The sequence below is a fragment of the Streptomyces griseomycini genome (genome assembly GCF_014203535.1).
In the GTDB taxonomy this organism is placed as follows: domain Bacteria; phylum Actinomycetota; class Actinomycetes; order Streptomycetales; family Streptomycetaceae; genus Streptomyces; species Streptomyces griseomycini.
Genome location: NZ_JACHJI010000011.1, coordinates 82665 through 106063 on the forward strand (window position 1 = coordinate 82665; position 23399 = coordinate 106063).

Genomic DNA, 23399 nt, shown 5'->3' on the forward strand with positions numbered 1-23399 from the left:
CGGCGTCAGCGCCTTCCCGACCTGCGCTGCTCGCGCCGCTTGCGCTGCAGCCTGCCCACGATCTGGCCCAGCTGCTCGGGCGTGGGCGGAACCGGAGGGTCCTGGAAGTGGGCGGCGACGAAGGCGTCGCGGAAGACCGAGTGGATGTCGTCACCGTTGCGCCCGCGCAGGGCCGCCGCGATCAGCTCGTCCACGCCGCCGCCGACGTCGATGCCGAACTTCGCCGCGTGCAGGCTGATCATCTTCAGCCGGGCCTCGTCGTTGGGCACGTCGATGCCGATGCTCTCGAAGCGGCTCGGCCGCAGCAGGGCCTCGTCGATCAGGTTCAGCCGGTTGGTGGTGCCGATCACCAGGGTCGGCACCTCCGGCCGGAAGCCGTCCATCTCGGTGAGGATCTGGGCGACCACGGCGTTGCCGGCCCGGGTGCCGCCGTCGGAGTGCTCCGAGCGGCGGGAGGCGATGGAGTCGAACTCGTCGAACACCACCACCGAGGGCGCGTTGCGCCGCGCCTCGGCGAAGATCTCCCGGACGTTGCGCTCGCTCTCGCCGACGTAGGTGCCCATGACCTCGGGGCCGGAGACCACCAGGATGGTGGCGTTCATCCGGTTGGCGATCGCCTTCGCGAACAGGGTCTTACCGGTGCCCGGCGGGCCGTGGAAGATGAAGCCGCGGGGAATCAGCCTGGTGCGCAGGTGGTCGTACTGCGGCGGCAGCCGGTGGTGCCCCATCACGATGTCGATCGCCCGCTGGATGTGGACCTTCACCTCGTCGTAGCCGGCGATGTCGTCGAAGCTGACGTCCGGCACCTCGAAGTTGCTCGACATCTGGGCCTTGAACGCCCGGATCGTGGAGTACAGGTCGCGTGCGGCCGGCGCCGGGTGGTCCTTGTGGACGCTCATCGCGTACCGCATGGCCTGGCGCAGCAGCACCGGGTTCATGCCGGCGACGTGCTTGTAGAACTCGACCGGGTCGTACCGGCTGAACCGCTCCGCCTCGCCCACCGTCACCAGGGCCCGGCCGAGCGGCTGCTCCTCCCGGTCGTCCCGGAAGCGGACGGTGCGCGGGACCCCGGTGACCGTCACGCGGGTGCTGAACCGCTCGGCCAGCACCTCGGGAACCGACAGCGAGGGCGCCGCGAAGGCGAGCATGACGCGCTCGGGCGCCCCGTGCAGCAGCTCGGTCACCTCCCTCGCCTCCGGGGAGAGCGACCCGTCGGTGCCCCCGGCGAGCAGGTCGAGGTGCTGCACGACCAGCACGGTGTCGTCGTTGAGTCCGCGCACGAGCTCGCGCAGCCGGGCCAGCAGGCGCTGGCGCGGGTTCTGCTGCACCGGGATCAGCGGCTCGGACGGCTGCTGCTCCTGCGGCTCGCCGGTCCCGTCCTCCTCCGCCTCCTCCAGGACCTCGGCCCGCAGTCCGGCCCGGGTCGCCATCTCCCGCCACAGGTGCGGCACCACCGGCTTCTCGGCCACGACGAGCACCGACAGACCGGCCCGGAGCAACGAGGAGACCTGCTCGATGTCCCGGCCGTAGGCGAGGACGGTGGCCTGGTCCTCGTGCAGTTCCTCCGGCTGCGGGTGCCGGTACACCGGCTCCTCGGGGGTGTTCCGCTCCCCGGGCGGGTCGTCCGCGTCCGGCGGGGACGGCCGCTTGGACAGGTCGGGCCGCGCCGCCCCGGCCGCGGGGGCGGAGTACGCCGGAGGGTAGACCGGGGTGCCGTACGGCAGGTCGGTCTGCAGCAGCAGCTCCGGTGAGACGGACTCCCAGCGCAGCAGGTCCCAGCCCGGCTGCAGCGGGAAGAGCAGCGTGTACGGCCCCGAGGTGAGGGCCTCGCCGACCGTGACGTGGGGCGGCTGCCGGCGCAGCGCCGCCAGGGCCGCCTCGTCCGGTGCCACGACGGAGATGCGACGCGCGGTCGTGGTCACGAGGTGCTCCCCTCACTCGCCTCCAGCCGTTCCACCTGCCGGTACAGGCGCACGCCTTCCAGGTACTCCTTGCCGATGCCGGAACGCGCCCTCAGCAGCTGCCGGTGCGAGCGCTCCAGCCGGGCGAGCGCGGCCCACCAGTACGCCACCGGACGGGCCGCGGGCAGGTCGGGCGGTGCCGTCAGGCCGATGCGGGCCCGGCGGACCAGCGACAGGTGCGCCTGCGCGTGGCGCAGCAGCGCCGCCTCGTACACGTCGATCACCAGGTCCCGCTCGCTCATCCGCAGCTGGTCGAGCAGCCTGCCGCGCCACAGGGCCTGCGCGGGGGAGGCCGGGGCCTCGCAGTAGACGGTGGTGATCATCCGACGTCCTTGGGGGTGTGTCAGGAGTACGTCCTCGAGCAGGAGTTCCGCGTCGGTCTCGCCGACCGGATCGGGCCGGTCCAGGAGCGCGGTGAGCGGTGAGGCGGCCCGCAGCCGGCCGGCCAGCGCCGCGTCGCCGATGTGCGGCAGCGCCGGCGTGACCACCGCGTGGTGGGTGAGCACGTCCCACAGCGAGCGGGCGGGCGGCACCGCCCGGACCGTCTCGGCCGCCAGGTGGGGGCGGGCCCGGCCGCCGACCGCGGCCGCCAGCAGGAGGGCTCCGGCCCCGACCGGCCGCCGCTCTCCGGCCGCCAGGGCGTCCAGCCGCAGCCGGGCCGCGGTCCGCGCCGCCAGCCCGGTCAGGACCGCGGTGACGTCGGGCGGCGGAGCGGCCAGCTCCTGGGGGTCCGTCAGCTCTCCCTCGGGCGGAGCGGAACGCGCCGCCGGGTCGGCGTCAGCGGTCGTCGACCACAGCAGCACGCGCACGGCGGTATCGACCGCTGTCATCTCTCACCCACTGTTCGCACTCGCGCATCGAGTCACCGGAGCGTGCGTAGAAGCGCAGGAGCCGCTCGTCACCGGTGAGGTTGATCAGTCCGGCCACCTGCCAGGGCTGCCGGAACGTGCCCAGGTGCAGATCGACGTCGATGCCCGACAGGCCCGACTCCTTCCCCGAGAACAGGTGGGTGTGGTACCAGCCCATCAGCTGCCGGTCCTCCCCGGAGGCGGTGATGCGCCGGTTCACCTCGCGGAAGGAGTCGCCGGTGAAGGTGAAGTGCAGGGCTCCGGCCCCCGCGTGCTCGGCCGACGTGACCTCGTTGATCTCCACCAGATAGCGGTCCGCCGCCTCGCCGTCGCCGTCCGCCGGCCGCGCGCGGTCCGGGGCGAGGACGCGCAGGACCTTGCCGAGCAGGAAGCCGCCCTCCTCCAGCCGGCGGGAGAGCTTCATCTCGTGCAGGTGGTCGTAGGTGTCGCCGGACAGCAGGACCGTCACCTGGCCGAGCCCCGCGGCGTCGATGCCCAGCTCCTGCGGGTCGACCCCGGGCACCGGTGGTTCGGCCACCTTGCGCACGGTGAAACTGCGCCTGCTCTCCCGCAGGTTGAGGTCCATGGTGCCTTCGACCTCGGGGGTCGAGCGCCCGAGCGACAGACCGCCGAGGGAGGGGTGGTCCAGGCAGAAGCCCCACACCTGCTCGTCGGGGTCGATCTGCTGCACCACGTGCTGCAGGACCGGGCCGAGCAGCTCCCGCACCGGGTACTCCCGGTCGACGACGGTCTCCCCGGCGCGGGAGACGATCACCCCCAGCCGGCCGATCTGGCTGCGCAGGTTGTGGATCGTGCGCGGGCCGTCCGCCAGCCGGGGGTCGGGCCTGCGCACGTAGCGCAGGTGCATGATCAGCTGGTCCTCAGGATCGCCCTCCTCCAGCTCCCGCCGCAGCGCCTCGACCATCAGGGAGGACAGGGAGATCTTGCCCACGTAGTCGAAGGACGTGCTCTTGTAGAGCAGCACCATGGCCGCGCCGGCGCGGTTCTCAGTACTCATCCGGGCTCGCTTCCACGCGGTGGACCTCCAGGAAACGGGAGCGGTCGGCCCGCTGGGTCAGCCCCGCGCGGGCCAGCCAGGTGGTGCCGCCGATCTCCTTGATGCGCTCCTGGCCCTCCCAGGAGAACGCCCAGGCGGCAGCGGCCCCGTCGAGGTATCCGCCGCGCTCGACGATGTCCTGCACGAGGCTGTCGAAGTCCATGGCCATCCGGTAGTCGTGCGGCAGGATCTCGTAGTTGCGGTACCGGGCCATGTCGATGAGCATCTGGCACAGGGAGTACATGCTCAGGTCGGGCGTGTAGTCGGTCATCAGCGGGCCGAGGCACACCGATCCCTTGCGGTCCTCGTCGCGGGCGATGTTCGGGTGGAAGACGTCCGACCGCCACAGCACCCGCGGTGCCTGGATGGGGAATTCGGACGGCATCCAGATCACGAGGTCGTGCCGGTCGATGCGCCGGGGCTCCAGCGGCCAGGCCTCCGGGTCGTCGGGCGGGGCGAAGCCGGGGACGCCCAGCTCCACCGTGTACTCGACCGGGAGCTTGTCGTCGTCCATGCCGACCAGCGTGAACTCCTCGTGGTCCGCGGCGAATTCCACGATGTCGTCACGGGCCCGCGTCAGCGCCTCGAACCGCAGCCAGCTGTCGACACCGGCCGTCGACTCGGCCGACATCTGCAGCTGGCCGCCGTCCCGGACGCCCTGGTTGTACAGGGGTTGCTCCGGGTCGAGGCGGCGGGCCTCGCCGTTCTCGTCGCGGTAGTCGACGACGGCCCGCAGCAGCTGTCCGTTGGCGTCCTGGGCCACCTCCGGCCGGTACTGCGCCCAGACGGCCGGGACGAGATCGCTCGGCAGGGTCGTGTTGGGGACGTACGGGATCTCGAACTGCTGACCGTCGGGGCCCATGACCTGCAGGCGCGTGTACAGGGTCGGCCGGAAGTCGTACTCGCCGCAGAACACCTCCACGCCGGGTGCGATGCGCGCGGCCCGCTCCCGCAGGCGCTCCAGCCGGTCCGGGGGCAGCTCGGCGACCCGGTAGGCGGCCTGCCGGTGGCCGGCGTACAGCTGGACGGCGTCGGTGTCGAGCACCTCCCGGACCAGCCTGAGCAGCTCCGGGTAGTCCTCGCTGCCCACGAACTCCACCGTCCGGTACAGCGTGTCGGCGTTCCCGCCGGCGCCGTCGCGCTCCTGTCCCTCCTCGCCGAGGAAGTCCCGGATCTTCTGCAGGTCCTGGTTGCCCGGGTAGCGCCTGAGCACCGTCTCCAGCAGCTGCCGGACGCCGTCGCGCCGCACGGCGCCCAGCTCGAGGGCGCGCACCACCTGCCGCCAGTAGGCGACGACCTCCTGGCTCGCGTCCCAGCGGGGCCGGGTCTGCGGGGGGAAGTCCATGTCCTCCAGCAGTTCCTCGGCCTGGTTCTGGGTGCGGTAGATGTCCGCCAGCGTGTCGACCAGGACGCGTTTGATCTCGTTGGGCAGCCTGCCCGCTTCGTATGTCACCGGGGCGTTCCTTTCCCGCCGGCCTCGGAGAGCTCCAGGTAGCGGATTCTGCGGGTGCGGCCGGCCACCAGGACCGGCAGGATCTCGCGCGGGGCGACGCCGAGATCGGTGAGCCGGGCGCGCGGGGGCGCGTCCGCGAGCCGGGTGGACTCGCGGGTGGGCGCGGAGCCGGGCAACGGCGCCCAGGTCATCACGGTCTCCTCGGGGGCCAGGTGGGCGGTCAGGTCGGCCGGGGTGGACAGCACCGTCTCCGGGACGGGGGCCACCAGGTCGGCGGGGATGCGGGTGTGCAGCGGGCATCCGGGGTCGCGGCGCACGGTGACCGGGACCGCGGTCCCGCCCGCGGCGTCCACCCGGACCAGGCCCGGCGTGGTGTCCGCGCCGCACAGCAGCCGTACCGCGGTCACCGCCAGCCACGAGCCGATCAGCGCGGAGACGGGCGCGGAGGCGCCGGTCTCCGGCACGACGGCGTCCGCACAGGCCCACGGGTCGTCCCGGACGGCCCGGTCCCGGTCGGTCAGGCCGCAGCCGAAGCAGGGCCCGGACGGCTCGTACAGCCGTACCTCGCCGCCCCAGGGGCTGGTGCCGCCGTCCAGCAGCGTCGCGCCCGCCAGGAGGCAGCGGCCGGCGAGCTGGAGCCGGGCGGCCAGGCTGTCCAGGCAGCCCACGACCAGCGAGGCGTCCCGGAGTTCGGCCAGCCCCACCCCGCTGACCAGGGGCGCGGTCCGGGCGTCGACCCGGGTCACCGGGGACAGCTCGGCGAGCCGGCGGGCCGCGGTGGGCGCCTTGGGCCGTCCGACGTCGTCGGCGCGGAACAGCGGGGCGCGGCTGAGGTTCGACTCCGAGACGTCGTCGGGGTCGCACAGCACCAGCCGGCCGACCCCGGCCAGGGCCAGCGCCTGCGCGCACTGGCTGCCCAGCGCGCCCGTCCCGCACACCACGACGGTGGCCCCGGCCAGCCGCTGCTGGTCCCAGCCGGGGACGAGGGTGTGCCGGTCGAAGCGCCCCACGTCAGTCCCGCCTCAGGGTACGGAAGTTCATCGGGCACTGCTGGACGGTCAGTTCGCTGCGCCACTGTTCGAAGCAGCCGAGTCCGCGCGCCGGATCCTGGTGGACGGCCTTGCGGCAGCCGGGCTCCTCGGGCGAGCACGGGCAGACGACCACCGTCTCGAACAGCCGGAAGGTGTGCGTGCACACGAAGCAGGCGTTGCGCTGCCTCGGATGCCCGAGCACCGGGTCGCCCGGCATCAGCCGTACGGTGCGCAGGGTGTCCGGCGACGGGTCGGTGCGGTCGACGCCGCGGAAGAAGGCCGCCTGCGCGTGCGGGTCGGGCGGGCCGGCGGCCGGGGCGTCGCCGCTGCACGGCAGGGTGCGCAGATGATGGGTGACGTCGGTCAGCCTGCCGTCCTCCGCGTGGCGCAGGTACACGGTGTCGTCCAGCCGGAAGGTGTGGCCGCACACCCGGCAGGGTGCGCGGCGTCTGGAGCCGGGCCGTCGCCAGGAGCCCAGCCAGCGCGAGTCCAGGGTGGTGGAGGCCGGGCCGTCGGCGCCGGCCACCTGCGGATTGTCGCCGCGCTGGAGCCCGCGCTCGAAGGAGCTGGCGACGTCGGGCGCGGCGGAGGTCGGGGCGGGGGTGTCGGGTGCCGTCATGCCGCCCGGGTCCCGCGGGAGACGTGGTGGACCTCGTCCGGCGCGTGACCGCGCAGCCCGAGGGCCGCGCGGCCCGCCGCGCACGCCCGGTCGACGGCGTCGGAGTGGGCCAGGGAGCCGTAGAAGCCCTCGGCGAAGGCGATCGCGGCGTCGTCCCCGAGTTCGCCGTCCGTGCCCACGACGGTGTCGGCGCAGCCGAGCAGGGCGTCCGCGTACGCAGCCGACCAGCAGGAGTTGAGGACGACGCAGTCGAGCGGCGCGTGCAGGGCGAGCGCGTCGGCCAGTGCCCGGACCGGGACCGCGGCGGAGGTGCCCGCCTCGTCCTCGAAGAGCAGCCGGCCGTCGTCCGTGCCGTGCCCGGCGAAGTGCACGATCCGCGGCCCGAACGCCTGGAGCTGGGGGAGGATGTCGGACACCCGGGCCGCCGGGTGGACCGCCACCGTCAGCCGGCCCGCGGAGCGGGCCGCCGCCTCGCGGATGACGCGTTGCTCGGCCCCCAGCCGCAGCCTGGTCTCGTCGAGCGGCGCGGACATCAGGCACAGCACCCGCAGCCCGGTCGCCGCGCCCCGGCCGGCCAGGGCCCCGAGGCCCGTGTGCCCCGGGTACCGGGCCGCCGCCCGGTCGAGGAGGTCGGCGAGCGAGACGCCTTTGAACCTGCCCTGCGCCACGGTCCGGCACACCGCGCGCCACCAGGAGGCGGCGGGCAGCGGCGGGGCGAACGGCGGCAGGAGGGCGGGTCTTATCCCGAGGTCCTCGAGGAATGCGTGACTGCTCAGCGCATCCGGAAACAATTCGCCCAGCGTTTCGAATGCGTCGGCGTCGCGCATTTGTTCCCACGTCGAACTGGTCACGTACCGTCCCCCGAACCAACTACCACTGCGCCCAAGGCCGTTGAGGAGAAGAGTACGCGCAGCGGCGCTCCGTGGGTGTAGTTTCGGATTCCGCAGCACACTCATCGGGGGCGGGTTTGATCGAGCGTCTTGAAATGATCACCTGTGGTGGCCGCGATGGCGGAAAATCGTTCTTCGAGATCGATTTCGATCAACAGGGGGAAAGTGTCCGGGACGGATTCCGGGAACGCAGCGGCCTGCTCGTGCACGGCGGCGGGGAGCACGTCGTGCAGCGCATCGCCCACACCGACCGGGCCCGCCGGGAGCTGGAACGGACCGTCAGGACCGCCGACGTCCTGGTCCGCCGGCTCGGCGTCACCCGCTACCCGCCCGAGCTGAGCCGCGTCGTCGGTTACCGGCCGGACGGCCGGGCGCCCTACCTGGTCGCCACCCGGCGCGGCCGCCCCCTGGCCGACATGGGCGACCGGCTGCCGCTCGAGGCGGGCGAGCTGTGGGCCGTCGTGGACGGCGTCCTCACCGTGCTGCGGCACCTGGGCGACCTGCGCCTGGTGCACCGGGACATCCGGCCCGAGACCCTGTGGTGGGACGGGGCCACGGTGCAACTGGCCGACTTCGCCCTCGTCCTGGACGAGGGCGAGCCGCGCGGCGCCGCGGCCGGGGCCGACCCGTGGCGGTCCCCGGAACAGGCCAAGGGCCAGGGCCGGGCCGACTGCCGGGACGACGTGTACTCCGCGGGCGCGGTCATCTTCCACCTCGCCACCGGCGAGGAGGCCACCACGGCGGCGGACATGCGCGACCGGGTGCGCTGGCTCGACACCACCCTGCGCAACCTGCTCGACGGGGTCTTCACCGACGAGGCCCGCCACCGCGTCACCGGATACGCGCTCCGGCTGCGCCGCGACGCCCGGACGGGCCGGGCCGGCGCCCAGGGGCCGGGACCCGCCGCCCCGCCCCGGCTCGCCGAGCTGGAACAGCAGGCCCGGCAGCACTTCCGCGACCTGCGCGCCCGGCAGAGGGCCTTCGCCCAGCGGCCGCCGGGACCGGCGCACATCCCTCCGGAGCGTCCCCCGGGGCGCCCGGCCCGGCCCTTCGACCGCCAGGCCGCCGTGGTGTCCATGGTGCTGCTCGCCGCGTGCCTCAGCATGCTGGTGCTCTTCGTCTCGGTACTGAACTGACGGGAGGAGTGACGTGGCAGGACATGTGAGGTGCCCCATCTGCCTGAGCATGGTCGACTGGGCGAACGCCGAGACCGTCACCCTCGACGCCGACGGCCGTCCCGAACCGCTCGTCCGCCTCGACGGCGAGGACGACGTGCGCTGGAACCACCGCAGGCTCGACGCCTACCGGCTGTGCGCCGGCGGCGGCGGTGAACCGCACGTGCTGCCCGGCCGTTACGGCGACTTCGGCGAGCCCCTGGTCATCGGCGTGGTCGGCGAGTCCGCCGCCGGCAAGAGCCATCTGCTCGCCGCCATGCTCGGCATGCTCTCCGACGTCGACCGGATGGCCCGCCTCGGCCTGGTCGTCGGCGGGCTCGACCTGAAACTGCACCAGCGCTACCTGAAGGACGTCGTCCGCCCGTTCCTGGACCAGGGCCAGGGCCTGGCCGGAACCCCCGCCCAGCCGCCGGAGTTCACCGACGCCCTGTGGATCCACAACAGCAACACCGGGCGCAGCTTCGCCGTCGCCTTCTTCGACGTCTCCGGCGAGTGGCTCGCCGACCACGACTCCGAGGTGCCGTTCCTCGGCGCCGTCAGCGCCCTGGTCTTCGTGGTCGACCCGACCCGCATCCGCGGGCTGACGGCCGCGACCGGCAGCGTCACCGGCGATCCGTCCTTCGGTGTGGTCCTGGACAAGATCGGGCGGCTGCGCGGGGTCGACGGGTCGCAGTTCCTCCCCCTGCCGGCCGCCGTCGTGATCGGCAAGTGCGACCTGCTGCGGCACCACGAGGGCCTGGTCGACCGGTGGTTCCAGAACGCCTCCCCCGACGAGGAGCTGAACCTCGCCACCGTGGAGGAGGAGAGCGAGGACGCCTACGCCTTCCTCAGCTCCCGGGGCGCCCGCGGCTGGCTCGCCCCCTTCGTGCGGTGCGCCCGCTCCACTCTGCACTTCGCCACCGCGACCGGTCACGGGGCGGTCGAGACGGACGGTCTCCAGCGCTCCCCGCACGGGAGCTTCGCGCCGCGCCGCACCCTCAAACCCATGCTCGCCCTCTTCGCCATGTGCGGGGTCCTCGGCCCCACCGACCTCGGCCAGGGAGCTGCCGGATGACGACGGTCGACCAGATCCTCTTCGGCTGGGCCGAGCGGGACCACGAGGGCAACGCCGGGGTCCGCCCCCTCGCGCACTCCGGGCTGCCCACCATCGACCGCTGGGCCAAGCGGCTCCAGTACGTCTGGGCCACCCAGGACGGCCAGGGCGACCGGACCGAGGCGGCCGCCAGCCTCGTCCACCTGGTGTTCGACGACGAGGCGGCCGTGCTGCGCAAACTGCCCTCCCGCAACCCGCACGGCCGGGGCGGCGCCACCCTGACCCACGTCCTGGTCGGCGCCCCGCACGCGATCGGCCCCGGTCTCGCCCTCGGACTGCACGACTGGCCGGGCTGGCGGGAGCACGAACCGGACGGCACCGTGAGCCGCCTCGCCCCGCTCGACCTCGCCGGCCTCGAGGAGGCCGCACGGCCCGGGCTGGCCGCGCTGCGCGAGCGGATCGCCGACGTGCCGGCCGAACAGCTCGCCGCGCTCGTCGCCCGGGTGCTCGAGAGACCCGCCGAGGACTTCAGCGTGATCGCCCGGCCGGACCACGCCCTCCCGATGATGACGGCCCTGCTCGACATCACCGGTCCGGTCTCCGGCCGGCCCTGGACCTTCGCGAGCCGGGAGTCCACCGACAAGGGCAGCCACCAGCCCCGCGTGGTGTTCCTCGCCGCCCGCCCGCCCCAGTCGATGTACATCAACCAGCGCAACCGCGTCGACGTGGCCGAGACTCCCCCCGACACGGACACCACCCGTTTCGCCGCCCGGCTGGTGGACCTGTACCGGGAGGCCGGGCACGCGGCGCTGGAGCGGATCCGGCCGCGGACCCCGATCCGCACCACGGACGACGTGACCGCCTGGCAGCGGTCGGTGCCGGTCGTCGACGGCCGGATCGCCGACGTGCGGGTGCACTTCGACGTCCTCCTCGACGACGACCTGCTCGACAGGGCGGCTGCCCGCGGCACCCTGACGTCCGTACGGGCCCGGCTCACCGGGGAGCTGCGGGGGCAGCCCGCGCAGTGGCTCGCCGGGGCACTGCGGCGCTGGCGCCGCGACGAGCGGCGGGCCCGGCACCACCCCGAGCTGCGCGACCTCCTCCTGCACGAGGCTGTGGACGCGTGCCTGGCCGGGCAGGGCCCCGACCCGCTGGTGGAAGCGGTCAGGGACGCCCAACCGCCGCCCGCGGTGGTGGCCTCCTCCTTCCGCCCGCAGGTACCGCACGGGGGCCTGGACCTGAGCCGGGCCGGGCACCGGCGGCTGCTGGTCGTCGCCCTGTACCTCGGACTGCCGGCCGCCGAACTGGACCGTGCGGGCCTCCTGGCCGCCAGCCCGGCGGACGAACTGCTGGACTTCGTCGGCAGATACGCCGACCGCTACCCGGAGGCCGCGCACCTCGTGCTGCGCCACCTCGGCGACGCCGGGGAGGGCCGGGGCACCGCCCGGCTGTGGTACGACCACGGCCTCCTGCTCGGTCCGGTGGACCGCATCGCCGGCGGCGACCGTGTGAAGGAGGTCGACTGCTTCCGCCATCTGCTGCTCGCCGCCTACGGTCCGCGGCTGAAGCGCGACGACGCCGCCGTCCTGATCGAACGCGCCGGGGTCCGGGCGCCGTTGGGGCTGTTCGCCGCCGCGCTGGAACTGGCTTCGGACGAGGGGGCCGAGCAGCGGATCCGGTACGAGATCTCGGAGCAGTTCCTCCGCGACCACGGCTACGCCGCCCCCGCGCCGGGGTCCGGGCGCCGGCACCGTCCGGGCGGGCCGGTGCTCGGCCGTCCCCCCGCGCCACCGGAGCCGCCCGCCGCCCGGCCGGCCCCGTACCCGGCGGGGGCGCGGCTGGATGCGGCCGGTGCGCCCCCGGACACCGCCCACGCACCCCACGGGGCCGTCCCGGACCCCGCGCAGTGGGGTCCGTCGGCCGGCCTCGGCACCCGGCGCGGCCGGCCGGGACGACCGGACACCGTGAACGTGCTCGTCGTGACCGCGCTCGCCCTCGCCCTGATCGGCTTGGTCAGCTTCTTCGTGCTGACCTCCGTCCGCTGACCTTCTCGCCCGACGCCCTCCCCGCGCACACCGCCGGACGACACGAATGGCGCCGTATGACATCGACTGAAGAGGCAACGCCGTCGGCGACGGGCTCGGTCCCGCCGCCACGCTCCGGCACCGAGCCGGAACTCGGACACGTCGCCGCGCGGATCGGCGCCCTCGCCGACCGGGGCCGCGCCGACGGGTCCGACACCCGGGTCCTCGACCGCATCGTGGCCGACCTGGAACGGGGCGGCGCCACCCTCGCCGGCACCGACCTGGTCGCCGCCTACCCGCCCGAGGTGCTGCTCCCCGACGCACCCGTGAAGGGCGGGACCACGCTGGAGGGCTGGCTCGCCGTGACGCGCGACGTGCTGGTCTTCGCGCCCATCGCGCTCACCTGGTGGCGGCTGCGGGACGCCCTCGACGCCTACCGGGCGGACCCCGGCGAGGACGCCTTCCTGCTCGGCTGGGCCCAGGGCTTCCCCCAGGGCAGCCCGCCCGAGCCGACCACCGTGACGCTGGGCACGTCCGCGGTCCACGTCACCCTGCTCGTCCTGTTCGTGGCGGTGCTGACCCTGGCGCTGCACGCCCTGCAGCGCAACCGGGAGCGGCGGCTGTCCCGCGCCGAGGAGCGCCACCGGCTCGCCACCGAGCTGGCCCTGGCGACGTTCCTGCTGGCCACACCCGCGCGGCCGGTCGGCAAGCCGCTGGACAACCGGAGCGCGGAGCGGCTCGCCGCCCAGCTCAACGCCGGTACGCAGCAGCTGGAGTCGGCGTTGCGCAGGACCTCCGAGGAGATCACGGCCGTACTGGAGACCGGGCCCGGCAGCAGGATCCAGACCGCGCTGGACGGCTGGACGACGACGGTCGACGAGCTGACCCGGCTGATCCGGGCGCTCACCCCGCCCGGCCAACTGGCCCAGGACCTGATCCGGATCCGTGAGCAGACCGCCGAGGACGAGGCGAAGCTCCGCGCCGCCATCGAGACGCTCGTCGGCGACCTGCGGCGGGCCCAGGAGGCGACCGGGCAGGAGATCCACCGGCACGACCTCGCCGTCGCCGCGGTCCGTGATCTGGCCCGCGGCCTCGGGGAGGCGCTGCTGGTGTTCACCGAGCGGACGGAGAACCTGGTCGACTCCACCCGGGGCATCTGGCAGCTCGTCGACCGCCTCGACAGCCGCAACGGTCACCTCCCGCCCGGCGGGCTGGACAACGCCGATCCGCCCCCGTACGGGGACCTGCGGTGAGCCGGCTGCCGCAGCGGGCCGCTTCCGGCAGCACCGTCCTGCTCGCCGGGTGGCTCTTCGCCGACCTGCTCCTGCTGCTGCTGGTGATCGCGCTGGGTTCCCTGCCGCGGGAGGAACGCACGGGTGCGACGCCGGCGCCGACCGTTCCGAGCCCGCCGGCGAGCACACAGCCCGCTCAGCGCGGTCTGGTGCTCAAACCGTGCAGCTTCACCGTGCGGACGGGCAGCGCCGCGTCCGTACGGAAGCAGTTCGGCGCGCAGCTGGGCCGGGCCGGCGTGGCGGACCGCACGGCGGGATTCGTGCTCTCGTTCGGGACCGCGCCGGATCCGGGGCCGGGCCAGGAGGCCGCCGAACGGGTCAACTCGATCGTCACCGACGGGTTCTCCCGCTTCGAGCACGCCCCCAAGCGGGGTTACTGGAAGGGCGGGCCGTCCGGCAGGGTCCGCATCGACGTCTTCTTCCTCGCCACGCCCGACGGTGACACCTCCTTCCCGAAGCGCTGCCGCTCGTCGGACGACGAGGACGGCTGAGGGCGGGCCGCCGTGACCGGACCCGGGTGTGACCTCGCGTTCCGCCGATCACGCGGCCGAGCATGGTTCGGAACCCGCTGGGCACACGGCTCCGAGAGAGGAGCGAAGGCTGCGGCACGCACTCCGGAGGGACGTCCGGCACGACGAGGGGACGGTGGGGCCGTGGGCGGGACCGACCGGATCACCGACCGGGCTTCGGGGACGGTCTTCCTGCACGCCGTCCTCCGGGATCTGGGCGCGGGCGTCCTCACGGTCGACACCTCGGGGCTCATCACGTTCGTCAACCCCTGGGCCGAGCACCTGCTGGGCCGGTCGGCGGAGCAGATGCGCGGCTGCGACGCGCACGACCTGCTGCACCGTCGGCACGACGGCAGCCCCGTGCCGCGCGAGCTGTGCCCGATGCGGACCCTCCTGCAGGGGGGCAGGGCCGAGGAACTGAGCGGCGAGGAGTACTTCCTGCGCGCCGACGGGACGACCGTGCCGATCATCTGGTCGGCCGCCTCCCTGCGGGTGGCGGGGCGCCGGGCCGGGACGGTGGTCGTCTTCCACGACTTCAGCCTGCAGCGCGAGGCCGAGGAGCGGGCCGCGGCGCGCACCGCCGCGCTGGAGGCGCTGACCGCCCGGCTGAACCTGGTGGCGGACGTCTCGGTGCTGCTCGTGTCCACCGTGGACGCCTCCGGCATGGGCCGCCGGCTGCTGCGACTGCTGGTTCCGAGGATGGGTGACTGGGCCGCGCTGGACCTGTGGCCCGAGGTGGCGGGGGAAGGGGAGCGGTTCGCCGTCCGCGGCCCCCGTGGCGGGGAGCGGCCGGTGGCCCTGGAGGAACCGCTCCCGCCGTTGCCGGAGAGGAGCCGCCGGGCGGTGGAGCACGTCATGAGCGGCGACGAGCCCGTTCGGACGACCGGCGAGGAACTCGCCGCGGCCCCGGACGCCCCGCTGGCCACCACCCACCGGGTGCTGTTCGACCGGCTCGGCGGCCGGTCGGCCGTCGTGGTGCCGCTGCGCGCCCGCCGGCGGTCCTTCGGGATGCTGACCGTGGCACGCGCCGAGTCCGCTCCCCCCCATTCGGACGCCGAGATCAGGTTGCTGTCCGACATCGGCCGGCGCATCGGGATGGCGCTGGACAACATCCGGCTGTACCACGAACAGCGGAACGTGGCCGAGACCATGCAGCGCCAGTTGCTCGCCCCGCTCCCCCAGGTGGGCCGCCTGCGGATGGCCGCCCGTTACCTCCCCGCGCAGGGCGCCATGGAGATCGGGGGCGACTGGTACGACGCCTTCCGGCTCGCGGACGGCGTCACGGCCCTGGTCATCGGGGACGTGGTCGGCCACGACCGGCAGGCCGCCGCGCACATGGCGGAGGTCCGCAACATGCTGCGCGCCCTGGCCTGGGACCACCAGGAACCGCCCAGCGTGATCATGCGCCGCCTGGACGAGGCCGTGACCCACACCAGTGACGCCCCGATGGCCACCCTGATCTTCGCCCGCGTCGAGGGCGGGGAAGGCGGTCCCTGGCAGTTGCACTGGGTCACCGCCGGGCACCCGCCGCCCCTCCTGGTGACCAGCGCGGGCGACACCCGCTTCCTGACCGGCGGCCACGGGCCGCTGATCGGCATGAGCGCCGTGCTGGATCTGGGCCTGAACTGGCCCGACGCGTACGAGGACCTCCCTCCGGACTCCACCCTGCTCCTCTACACCGACGGCCTGGTGGAGAGCCGGGGCCGCTCCATCGACCTCGGCCTGGCCAAGCTCCGGCACCACGCGGGAATCCTGTCCCGGCGCATGGCCGGGCGGACCGTGGACGACTTCTGCGACGAACTGCTGGAGCGGATCGCCCCCGCCGGGGACGACGTCGCCCTGCTCGCCCTGCGCATGCCCGCCGCCGGTGAGGGGACGCCCGGCGACGCCACGCCCCCGCCCCCGCCGCAGTCCCCGCACAGCCCCGCCGCCCCCGACCGGGCCGCCCCCGGATCCACGGTGGAGCGTCCCGAGGTGCGGGACCCCACGCGGGCCACCGGGCGGGGTGAGGCGACGTGGGAGTGAACCGGCCGTGCGCCCGCCCCGGCACCTCCGTGAGGACGGCACCGCGGACAGGGGTGTGGCGCGGCGGACGGTGCCGCCGCGCCACGGGTGCGGTGGATCGGGTGCGCGGAGGTCAGCCGGCGCTGCAGGAGACCGTGGGCCAGGTCCAGTTGCCGTTGGTCTGGATCGTCACCCCCCAGTTGTCGCCGTTGCCGTTGGGCCGGGCGACCAGCGTCTGGCTGTCGGGGTAGGACGCGCCGACGTTCCAGGTCGACGACACCTTCGCCGGGGACGGCACCTTCATCGTCACGGTCCAGTTGCTCGAGCCGCTCACCGAGACGTTGAGGTTGTACCGGTCGCCCCAGCGGCTGCCTGCGGACAGGGCCGCGGTGCAGGCACTGCCGCCGCCTCCACCGCCGCCCCCGCCGGAGCCGCCTCCGTCGGGGGCGACGGCGCGGCCCGTCTGCGGGGAGATCATGCCGGTGCACAGGCCCCGGGAGGCCAGGTTCTGCGCGATGCGCGGGATGGCGGCCAGGGTGTTCGCCGGCCAGTCGTGCAGGAGGATGACCTGGCCGTCGGTGAGCCGGGAGGCGGCCTGCACGATCGCGTCGGTGCTCGCGTTGTTCCAGTCCTGCGAGTCGACGTCCCAGAGGACCTCGGTCAGGCCGTACTTGGCCTGGACCGACCGCAGGGTCGAGTTGGTCTCGCCGTAGGGCGGGCGGAACAGCTTCGGCGTGCCGCCGCCCGCGTTCGCGATCGCCTGCTGGGTGCGGGAGATCTCGGAGTCCATCTGCGCCTGGCTCAACTGGGTCATGTGGGGGTGGGTGTAGCTGTGGTTGGCGACCCACATGCCCGCGTCCACCTGGGCCTTGACCAGGGAGGGGTTGGCGGCGGCGTACTGGCCCTGGTTGAACATGGTGGCCCGCAGCCCGTTCTGCTTGAGCGCGTTGAGCAGGCTCGGGGTGCTGCCGGCGGAGGGGCCGTCGTCGAAGGTGAGCCCGACGTAGCCGTTGCAGGCGGCGGCGCGCGCCGGGGCGGCGTCGAGGGCGGCGGAGGCGACCGTGCCCGCCAGGGTCAGCGCGGCGACGGCCAGCCCTGACACCAGGCGCCGTACCGCCGGGGGTCGTGTGGTGGTCATGTGTGGTGAGTCCTCCTCGGACAGGATCAGCCGGCGCTGCAGGAGACCGTGGGCCAGGTCCAGTTGCCGTTGGTCTGGATCGTCGCGCCCCAGTTGTCGCCGTTGCCGTTGGGCCGGGCGACCAGCGTCTGGCTGTCGGGGTAGGACGCGCCGACGTTCCAGGTCGACGACACCTTCGCCGGGGACGGGACCCGCATCGTCACGGTCCAGTTGCTCGAGCCGCTCACCGAGACGTTGAGGTTGTACCGGTCGCCCCACTTCTCACCGGCCGACAGGGTCGCGGTGCAGCCGCCGGTGTCGCCGCCACCGCCGCCGCCACCGCCACCGCCGCCGCCGGATCCCTCACTCACGGTGATGTTGGAGCTGCCGCTGCTCTGGTAGCCCTCGGTGGCCATGATCATGTAGTTGTGGTTGCCCAGGTTCATGCCCTTGCCGGCCCAGGCGTCGAAGTGGTTGCCGCTGGTGATGGTGCCGCCGGTGCGCTTCGACTGCCGGACGCTCCAGTACTGGTCGAAGGTCTTGGTGCCCTCGATGGAGGGGGCGTTGTACCGGGTGGTCTTGTAGATGTCGTACGTGCCGCCGTCGCTGGTGACGGTGCCCTTGTACTCGCCGGTCGGCCGGTAGGTGCCCCAGTTGTCGACGATGTAGTACTCGATGAGCGGGCTGGTCGTCCATCCGTAGAGCGTCAGGTACGCGTTGCCGGACGGGTTGAAGGTGCCCGAGTAGTTCACGGTCTTGCGGCCACCGGTGCTCCAGCCCTTGCCGGCGACGAAGTTGCCGGTGTTGCGCCACTGGGTGCTGTAGTTGCCGCCGGAGCCCAGGTCCATGGAGACCGTTCCCTGGGCGTCGGTCCAGAACGAGTAGTAGTAGCCGTTGTTGGTGCCGGTCTGGTTCGTCGTGATGACCGGGGCGGCGGTGGCGGTGCCGGGCAGGAGCATCACGGCCAGGGCGGCCAGAACGATGCCCCAGGTGCTTCTGAGGCTCAGGACCAGGCGGCCGCTCCGGCGGCCTCCCGGGCGGGCGAGCACATGCATGTGGTGCGCCTCCTTGTGACGGTCGGCGATGCGGGTCAACGCCCGACAGTGTTGGTCTGTCCGCATCAACCGTCAACAGTTTCGGTAGAAGTTTCGAAAACTTCGGATGAGTGACACCGTGAGGAGTCCCACGTCATCCGAGGTCAACGCGCTCACTTGACCGGTCAAGCGCCAAGTGACCCCGACACACGGCATCGACTCACCGAACCCCCCTCAGGTGCTGACGAAAGTTTCGAACCGGTCCGTCGTGCCCGCACGACGGAGCCCGGACGCCTGTTCGGCGTCCGGGCCCCCGGGCGGAGAAAGGTCTCAGGCGGTCACTCGGTGACGTCGGCCCTGCCGCTGGCCGGCTCGCCCGGCGCGGAGGGGCGCCGGCGTACCGCGCCGGGCGAGGCGCTGGAGGAGCCGGGCGGGGTCGACGCCCGTGGTGGAGCTGAGCGGTTCCACGCCCTGGGCGGCGTTGTCGGCGACCGTGCGCGGGAGCTGCCCCGCGCCGTCCGTGGAGGTGGCGGTCAGCTCGTCCACGGCGGCCAGCGGTTCGGCCGCCTTTCCGGCCACCTGCGGCAGCGCCTCGACCAGCGTCTGGAGCACCGCCGCGTCGCCGTACCGCTCGAAGGCGTCGGCCTTCTTGTGCATCGCGTCGGCCTCGCCCTCCGCCGCGTCAAGACCCTCACCCCCGAACCCCGGGGACACCGGCCCCGGCGGCTCAGGTGGGTGTCGTCCAGCGCGGGGCCGTCTCGGCCCAGGAGGCGGCCCAGCCGGCCAGGTTGCGGCGGCGCAGGGCGAGGGTGGCCAGGGCGTGGGCGGCGGCACCGGTGAGGGCGACGCCGATGGCGGCGAGGAGGGCCCAGCCCATGCTGCGGCTGCGGATCTCCTCGCGGGTCAGCGGCGGATCGGTCGTCTCGCCGTCGACGGTGACCCAGATGCGGACCTCGTTGCCGGCGGTCAGCCCCGGCTGGACCTCGGTCCGGGTCGTGCGGGTCCGCCCCTCCCGGGTGACGAAGCGGACCTCGACCGGGTAGCGGGTCTTCTTCTCCTCGTCCGACCCCGGCTCCGGATGGCGTGGGGCGTCCCGGGTGAGGGTCGCGGTCGTCTCGTACCGGGTCAGGGTCTGGTGGCGGGCGGTGTCCTCGTAGTGGCGGTGGGCGGCGTCGGCCACGAGAACGGTGACCACGGGCGCCACGGCCAGTACGGCGAGCAGCAGCCCGAGGCCGAGCCAGGCCTGGAGCACGTCGGTGCGGCGGCGCAGGGGGTTGCGCCGCCAGCGCCACAGCAGGGGGCGCGGGGGTGGGCCGGGGGGTGGTTGCGCTGGTGGTATCTCGCCCGCCACGTCGTGGCTCCTTCGGGGTCTCGGGTCGCAGGCAGGTGGGGAGAGAGGTGCGGTCGGGTCGGGTGGGGACGGGGGAACGGGTCGGGGTGGGCCGGGTCAGACGGTGTCGGTGACCGAGGGGTGGTGGTGCGCCGAGGCGAGGAGACAGGCGGCGCCCCGGACGGCGGCGGTGTGCGGGGACGGCACCGGCTGCACGGGACAGCCGAGCCGGTCGGGGAGGTCCTGGGTGACGTCGGGGCGCAGGGCGCCTCCGCCGGCCAGGAGGACTCCACGGCGCAGGGCGGCACGGGTGAGGGAGGTGCGGTCCTGCCGCAGCATCGCCGTCACCATGTCGACCACGGCTTCGGTGAGCTGCCCCGGTGCCGTGCCGTCGGCCAGGTCGCCGGTGCCGAGCGCGGTGCGGCGTGCGTCGGTGACCGCTCCCCCGGCGAGCAGGACGACCTCCGTGAGGTGCGCGCCGATGTCCACGACCAGCAGGGGCCGGGCGTGGTCGGCGCCGGCGGCGAGGGCCACCGCCCGCGCGCCCGGGACGGTCAGGACGGCGCGCGGGCGGAGGATCTCGACGGCCGTCCGGGCCTCGGTCCGGAAGGCGAGCCCGTCCAGGACCGGTGCCGTGACGACGACCAGGGGGCGGCCGAAACGGGGCAGACGGGGCCCGAGCAGCCGGTCGAGCATCCGGGCGGTGCCCGGGGTGTCGACGATGGTGCCGCGCTGGATGGGGTGGAGGGCACCGTTGCCCGGGAAGGTCACCGTCGGCACGTCGAGCACCGTCCCCCGCCCCGCGAGCCACGCGCGCGTGCGCGCGCTGCCCATGTCGAGCGCGATCCCGGAGCACCGCCGGCACGGCGGCCGGGGGACGTGCCGCGCGGACACCGGTCGCGGACGCCGGACCACGGTCATCGCGCCGCCTCCCGCACCTGCTGGCAGCGGGCGCAGTAGCGGGCCTGCGGGACGATGAGGAGGCGCTCGCGCTGGATGGGGCGACGGCACAGGTGACAGGTGCCGTAGGTGCCCGTGTCCATGCGGGTGAGCGCCGCCTCGACGTCGGCGAGCACCATGCGGGCGGAAGCGGCGAGTTTGACGCGCACCTCGATCTGGCCGGCGCCGTGCGGGCCGTCGGCAGGGGGTGGGGAGTCGGCGGCGAACTGCCGCAACTGCTCCTCGCGGAACAGCAGCTGCTCGTGCAGGTTGTCGCGCAGCGCGGCGAGGTCCCCGGAGGTGAGGACCGTGTCGCGCTCACCGATGGTCTGGTGGGTCACCACTTCACCCCTTGGGCTAAGCGGGAGGGAGGGACGGAACGGGGCGCGGTCAGGCCGCGCGGCTCTGGCAGCTCACGCAGTGCCGGGTGTGCGGGAGGATCTCCAGCCGCTCCGGCGGTACGGGCTTCGAGCAGCCGAGGCAGATTCCGTAGGTCCCGCCGGCGAGGCGGGCGAACGCCTCGTCGATCTCCGTGAGGGCCCGCTTGATGGCGTCCTTCTGGTTGGACATGAGGTGGTCGTCGGGACTCTGCCCGGTTTCGTCGAGGGCCTTGAGCTGGGCGAGGCGCGTACTGCGGGCGTGCTCGAGGCGCTGCCGGATCTCGTCGGCGGCGGGGTGGTCGGGGCGCAGTTCGGTGCGGGGCAGGTCGAGCGACACGAAAGGTCCTCTCAAAGAACGGACGGGTGATGTCCTCACCATCGCCCTTCCCCCCTCGCGGGCCCATCGGGCGCGGTACCCATCTGTGGGGGGGCGTGGGACCCACCCCGTACGGGATGGGTGCGGCGGGCCGCCGGAAATGGGGCGCGGGGCCCATGGACCGCGAGAACCGGGGCCGTGCACGCTGGCCGCTGTTCGCCGGAATCAGGGGCCGCGGCCGCACCGGGCGGCACGGTGACCGACAGTAGAGGCTGACGAGAAAGAGGAAGGCGTGACCTCCGTGTCCCTGTACTGGCGGATCTTCGGGCTCAACGCGGTGGTGCTGGGCACGGCCACCGCGCTGCTGCTGTTGGCTCCGGTGACCGTGTCGGTTCCGGTGCTGCTGACCGAGGCGGTGATCCTCGTGGGCGGCCTGGGCGTGATGCTCGTGGCCAACGCGGCCCTGCTGCGCATCGGGCTCGCCCCGCTGGACCGGGTGACCCGGCTGATGACCACCGTCGACCTGTTGCGCCCCGGTCAGCGGCTTCCCGTGCACGGCGGTGGCGAGGTCGCCGAACTCGTCAGGACGTTCAACGCCATGCTGGAGCGGCTGGAGCGGGAGCGCGCCGCGAGCAGTGCCCGCGTCCTGTTCGCCCAGGAGGCCGAGCGGCGCCGCATCGCCCAGGAGCTGCACGACGAGGTCGGGCAGAGCATGACCGCCATCCTGCTGGCCCTGAAACGGGCCTGTGACGAGGCGTCCGATCCGCTGCGCGGTGAACTCCAGCAGGCGCAGGAGATCACCCGGGGGAGCCTGGACGAGGTCCGCCGCCTGGTGCGCCGGCTGCGGCCGGGCGTCCTGGACGACCTCGGTCTGGTCAGCGCGGTCACCTCGCTCGCCACCGAGTTCGCCACGCACACCGGGCTGCGTGTGGTGCGCCGCTTCGACACCGACCTGCCCCCGCTCGATCACGAGACGGAGCTCGTGATCTACCGTGTGGCACAGGAGGGTCTGACCAACGCCGCCCGGCATTCCGGGGCGCGGAACGTCGAAGTGAGCCTGCGCGGCGACGGCGACGGCGTCGTCCTCGAGGTGAGCGACGACGGCCGCGGCATCGGCGCCGCCCACGAGGGCGCCGGGATCCGCGGCATGCGCGAACGGGCCCTGCTCATCGGGGCCACACTGGACATCAGCCCCGCGACACCGGCCGGCACGAGGATCAGGCTGGCCACGCCCGCCGTCAGGAAGCAGTCATGACCCACGACGCCCGTCCGACCACGATCAGGATCCTGCTCGCCGACGACCACGCCCTGGTCCGGCGCGGCGTCCGGCTCATCCTCGACCGGGAGCCGGACCTGGAGGTGGTCGCCGAGGCCGGGGACGGCGCGGAGGCGATCGCCATGGCCCGTGCCCACGAGGTCGACCTGGCCGTCCTGGACATCGCCATGCCCCGGCTCACCGGTCTGCAGGCCGCGCGCGAGCTGGCCTCGGCGCGCCCCGGCGTGCGCATCCTGATGCTGACGATGCACGACAACGAGCAGTACCTGTTCCAGGCGCTCAAGGCCGGCGCGAGCGGTTACGTGCTGAAGTCCGTCGCCGACCGCGATCTGGTCGCCGCCTGCCGGGCGGCGATGCGGGACGAGCCGTTCCTCTACCCGGGCGCGGTCACCGCCCTGATCCGCAACTACCTGGACCGGGTCCGTGACGGCGAGGAGGCCCCCGAGCAGCTGCTGACGCCGCGCGAGGAGGAGGTGCTGAAGCTGGTCGCCGAGGGGCACTCCTCGAAGGAGATCGCCGAGCTGCTGTTCATCAGCGTCAAGACGGTGCAGCGCCACCGGGAGAACCTGCTGCACAAGCTGGGCCTGCGGGACCGTCTGGACCTGACCCGTTACGCCATCCGCGCCGGACTCGTCGAGCCTTGACCCCCGACCGGACGGGCCCGGCCGCCCGCCTTCCGCTCCGCGCCGGTGCGGCCCTCGCCGCCCTGGCCGCCGTCCTGCTGGCCCTCGCGCCCGGTTTCACCGACGGCGTCCGGCTCGTCCCGTCCGCGTCCGCGCCGGTGCCCGCGGTCCCCGCTTCCGCGTTCCACCCGACCGGCACCCACCCGCACACCGACGACGCCTACGTCGGTGCCTGCACCCTCCTCGTCAGGCCGCAGCGCGATGCCGGTGAGCGGACGGTGCCGACCGGTCCGCTGCTCTTCACTCCCCCGCACACCCCCCGTGTCCCGCCCCGGCCGGCCCGCCCCGCGCCGGTGACCGGTCACGCCCCGGCCGGCACCGCGCACGTGCCGTCGGTCCTGGGCCGGGCGCCGCCCACGTCCTCCAGCACCTGAGGTCCCCTGTCCCTTCCTCCTCTCCGCCGCGCCGTCCACCGGCCGCGGCCGTAT

The 23399-nt window shown here is 73.8% G+C and carries 23 protein-coding genes and 1 pseudogene; 9 read left to right on the forward strand and 15 right to left on the reverse strand.

Annotated features, from left to right (window positions below):
* Positions 1–5: 5 nt before the first annotated feature.
* The 8 genes from FHS37_RS40865 to FHS37_RS27990 all read right to left on the reverse strand — a co-directional run bounded on the left by FHS37_RS40865 (position 6) and on the right by FHS37_RS27990 (position 8104).
* Positions 6–1922, reverse strand: a complete 1917-nt coding sequence (locus FHS37_RS40865) for an ATP-binding protein (protein WP_184826207.1) — start codon at positions 1920–1922, stop codon at positions 6–8.
* Positions 1919–2791, reverse strand: coding sequence for a hypothetical protein (locus FHS37_RS27960; RefSeq protein WP_184826209.1), 873 nt, complete (start codon positions 2789–2791; stop codon positions 1919–1921). Before FHS37_RS27960 ends, FHS37_RS40865 begins: the two co-directional genes overlap by 4 nt.
* Positions 2739–3827, reverse strand: coding sequence for a JAB N-terminal domain-containing protein (locus FHS37_RS27965; RefSeq protein ID WP_184826211.1), 1089 nt, complete (start codon positions 3825–3827; stop codon positions 2739–2741). The genes FHS37_RS27960 and FHS37_RS27965 overlap by 53 nt, the downstream gene beginning before the upstream one ends.
* The gene (locus tag FHS37_RS27970) at positions 3817–5319 is read right to left on the reverse strand and encodes an effector-associated domain EAD1-containing protein (protein ID WP_184826213.1); all 1503 of its coding nucleotides are present in this window, start codon (positions 5317–5319) and stop codon (positions 3817–3819) included. Before FHS37_RS27970 ends, FHS37_RS27965 begins: the two co-directional genes overlap by 11 nt.
* Positions 5316–6329 carry a HesA/MoeB/ThiF family protein gene (locus tag FHS37_RS27975; RefSeq protein WP_184826215.1) on the reverse strand — a complete coding sequence of 338 codons (1014 nt, stop codon included), beginning with the start codon at positions 6327–6329 and terminating at the stop codon, positions 5316–5318. The genes FHS37_RS27970 and FHS37_RS27975 overlap by 4 nt, the downstream gene beginning before the upstream one ends.
* Before the next feature lies 1 nt (position 6330).
* Positions 6331–6969, reverse strand: a complete 639-nt coding sequence (locus tag FHS37_RS27980) for a hypothetical protein (protein WP_184826217.1) — start codon at positions 6967–6969, stop codon at positions 6331–6333.
* Positions 6966–7820 (reverse strand): CHAT domain-containing protein, encoded by an 855-nt coding sequence (locus FHS37_RS27985; protein WP_184826219.1) that lies wholly within the window; start codon positions 7818–7820, stop codon positions 6966–6968. The genes FHS37_RS27980 and FHS37_RS27985 overlap by 4 nt, the downstream gene beginning before the upstream one ends.
* A 101-nt stretch (positions 7821–7921) precedes the next feature.
* Complete coding sequence (locus FHS37_RS27990; RefSeq protein WP_184826221.1) at positions 7922–8104, reverse strand: hypothetical protein; 183 nt, start codon at positions 8102–8104, stop codon at positions 7922–7924.
* Here FHS37_RS27990 and FHS37_RS27995 point away from each other — a divergent pair.
* From FHS37_RS27995 to FHS37_RS28020, 6 genes are all read left to right on the forward strand, one after another.
* The gene (locus tag FHS37_RS27995; protein WP_184826223.1) at positions 8087–8995 is read left to right on the forward strand and encodes a protein kinase domain-containing protein; all 909 of its coding nucleotides are present in this window, start codon (positions 8087–8089) and stop codon (positions 8993–8995) included. The genes FHS37_RS27990 and FHS37_RS27995 overlap by 18 nt on opposite strands.
* Positions 8996–9008: 13 nt before the next feature.
* Positions 9009–10088, forward strand: a complete 1080-nt coding sequence (locus FHS37_RS28000; RefSeq protein ID WP_184826225.1) for a hypothetical protein — start codon at positions 9009–9011, stop codon at positions 10086–10088.
* Positions 10085–12112, forward strand: a complete 2028-nt coding sequence (locus tag FHS37_RS28005) for a hypothetical protein (protein ID WP_184826226.1) — start codon at positions 10085–10087, stop codon at positions 12110–12112. Before FHS37_RS28000 ends, FHS37_RS28005 begins: the two co-directional genes overlap by 4 nt.
* 56 nt (positions 12113–12168) lie before the next feature.
* Complete coding sequence (locus FHS37_RS28010) at positions 12169–13344, forward strand: hypothetical protein (RefSeq protein WP_184826228.1); 1176 nt, start codon at positions 12169–12171, stop codon at positions 13342–13344.
* Complete coding sequence (locus FHS37_RS28015) at positions 13341–13874, forward strand: hypothetical protein (protein ID WP_184826230.1); 534 nt, start codon at positions 13341–13343, stop codon at positions 13872–13874. The genes FHS37_RS28010 and FHS37_RS28015 overlap by 4 nt, the downstream gene beginning before the upstream one ends.
* A gap of 162 nt (positions 13875–14036) precedes the next feature.
* Positions 14037–15917 carry a SpoIIE family protein phosphatase gene (locus tag FHS37_RS28020; RefSeq protein WP_229890123.1) on the forward strand — a complete coding sequence of 627 codons (1881 nt, stop codon included), beginning with the start codon at positions 14037–14039 and terminating at the stop codon, positions 15915–15917.
* 112 nt (positions 15918–16029) lie between these two features.
* On the opposite strand, the gene FHS37_RS28025 is transcribed toward FHS37_RS28020, so the two are convergent.
* From FHS37_RS28025 to FHS37_RS28055, 7 genes and pseudogenes are all read right to left on the reverse strand, one after another.
* Positions 16030–17034: a polysaccharide deacetylase family protein gene (locus FHS37_RS28025; RefSeq protein WP_184826232.1), complete on the reverse strand. Its 1005-nt coding sequence runs from the start codon at positions 17032–17034 to the stop codon at positions 16030–16032.
* A gap of 26 nt (positions 17035–17060) precedes the next feature.
* Complete coding sequence (gene xynA / locus FHS37_RS28030; RefSeq protein ID WP_184826401.1) at positions 17061–18068, reverse strand: endo-1,4-beta-xylanase XynA; 1008 nt, start codon at positions 18066–18068, stop codon at positions 17061–17063.
* A 309-nt stretch (positions 18069–18377) separates the two neighbouring features.
* Positions 18378–18716, reverse strand: a pseudogene (locus FHS37_RS28035) (flotillin family protein); the annotation flags it as partial.
* A 58-nt stretch (positions 18717–18774) separates the two neighbouring features.
* A complete protein-coding gene (locus FHS37_RS28040; RefSeq protein ID WP_184826234.1) occupies positions 18775–19398 on the reverse strand; it encodes an Rv1733c family protein in 624 nt (207 codons plus the stop codon).
* Between the two features lie 96 nt (positions 19399–19494).
* Positions 19495–20298, reverse strand: a complete 804-nt coding sequence (locus FHS37_RS28045) for a rod shape-determining protein (RefSeq protein WP_184826235.1) — start codon at positions 20296–20298, stop codon at positions 19495–19497.
* Complete coding sequence (locus FHS37_RS28050; protein WP_184826237.1) at positions 20295–20660, reverse strand: TraR/DksA family transcriptional regulator; 366 nt, start codon at positions 20658–20660, stop codon at positions 20295–20297. The genes FHS37_RS28045 and FHS37_RS28050 overlap by 4 nt, the downstream gene beginning before the upstream one ends.
* A 46-nt stretch (positions 20661–20706) precedes the next feature.
* Complete coding sequence (locus FHS37_RS28055; RefSeq protein WP_184826239.1) at positions 20707–21033, reverse strand: TraR/DksA family transcriptional regulator; 327 nt, start codon at positions 21031–21033, stop codon at positions 20707–20709.
* A gap of 271 nt (positions 21034–21304) precedes the next feature.
* On the opposite strand from FHS37_RS28055, the gene FHS37_RS28060 reads away from it, so the two are divergent.
* Genes FHS37_RS28060 through FHS37_RS28070 form a run of 3 tightly spaced genes read left to right on the forward strand, consistent with a single transcriptional unit; the run spans position 21305 to position 23345 of the window.
* Positions 21305–22267: a HAMP domain-containing sensor histidine kinase gene (locus FHS37_RS28060; protein WP_184826241.1), complete on the forward strand. Its 963-nt coding sequence runs from the start codon at positions 21305–21307 to the stop codon at positions 22265–22267.
* Entirely contained in the window at positions 22264–22932 is a 669-nt protein-coding gene (locus tag FHS37_RS28065; protein ID WP_184826243.1) for a response regulator, read from the forward strand. Before FHS37_RS28060 ends, FHS37_RS28065 begins: the two co-directional genes overlap by 4 nt.
* Entirely contained in the window at positions 22929–23345 is a 417-nt protein-coding gene (locus FHS37_RS28070; RefSeq protein WP_184826245.1) for a hypothetical protein, read from the forward strand. The genes FHS37_RS28065 and FHS37_RS28070 overlap by 4 nt, the downstream gene beginning before the upstream one ends.
* Positions 23346–23399 lie beyond the last annotated feature (54 nt).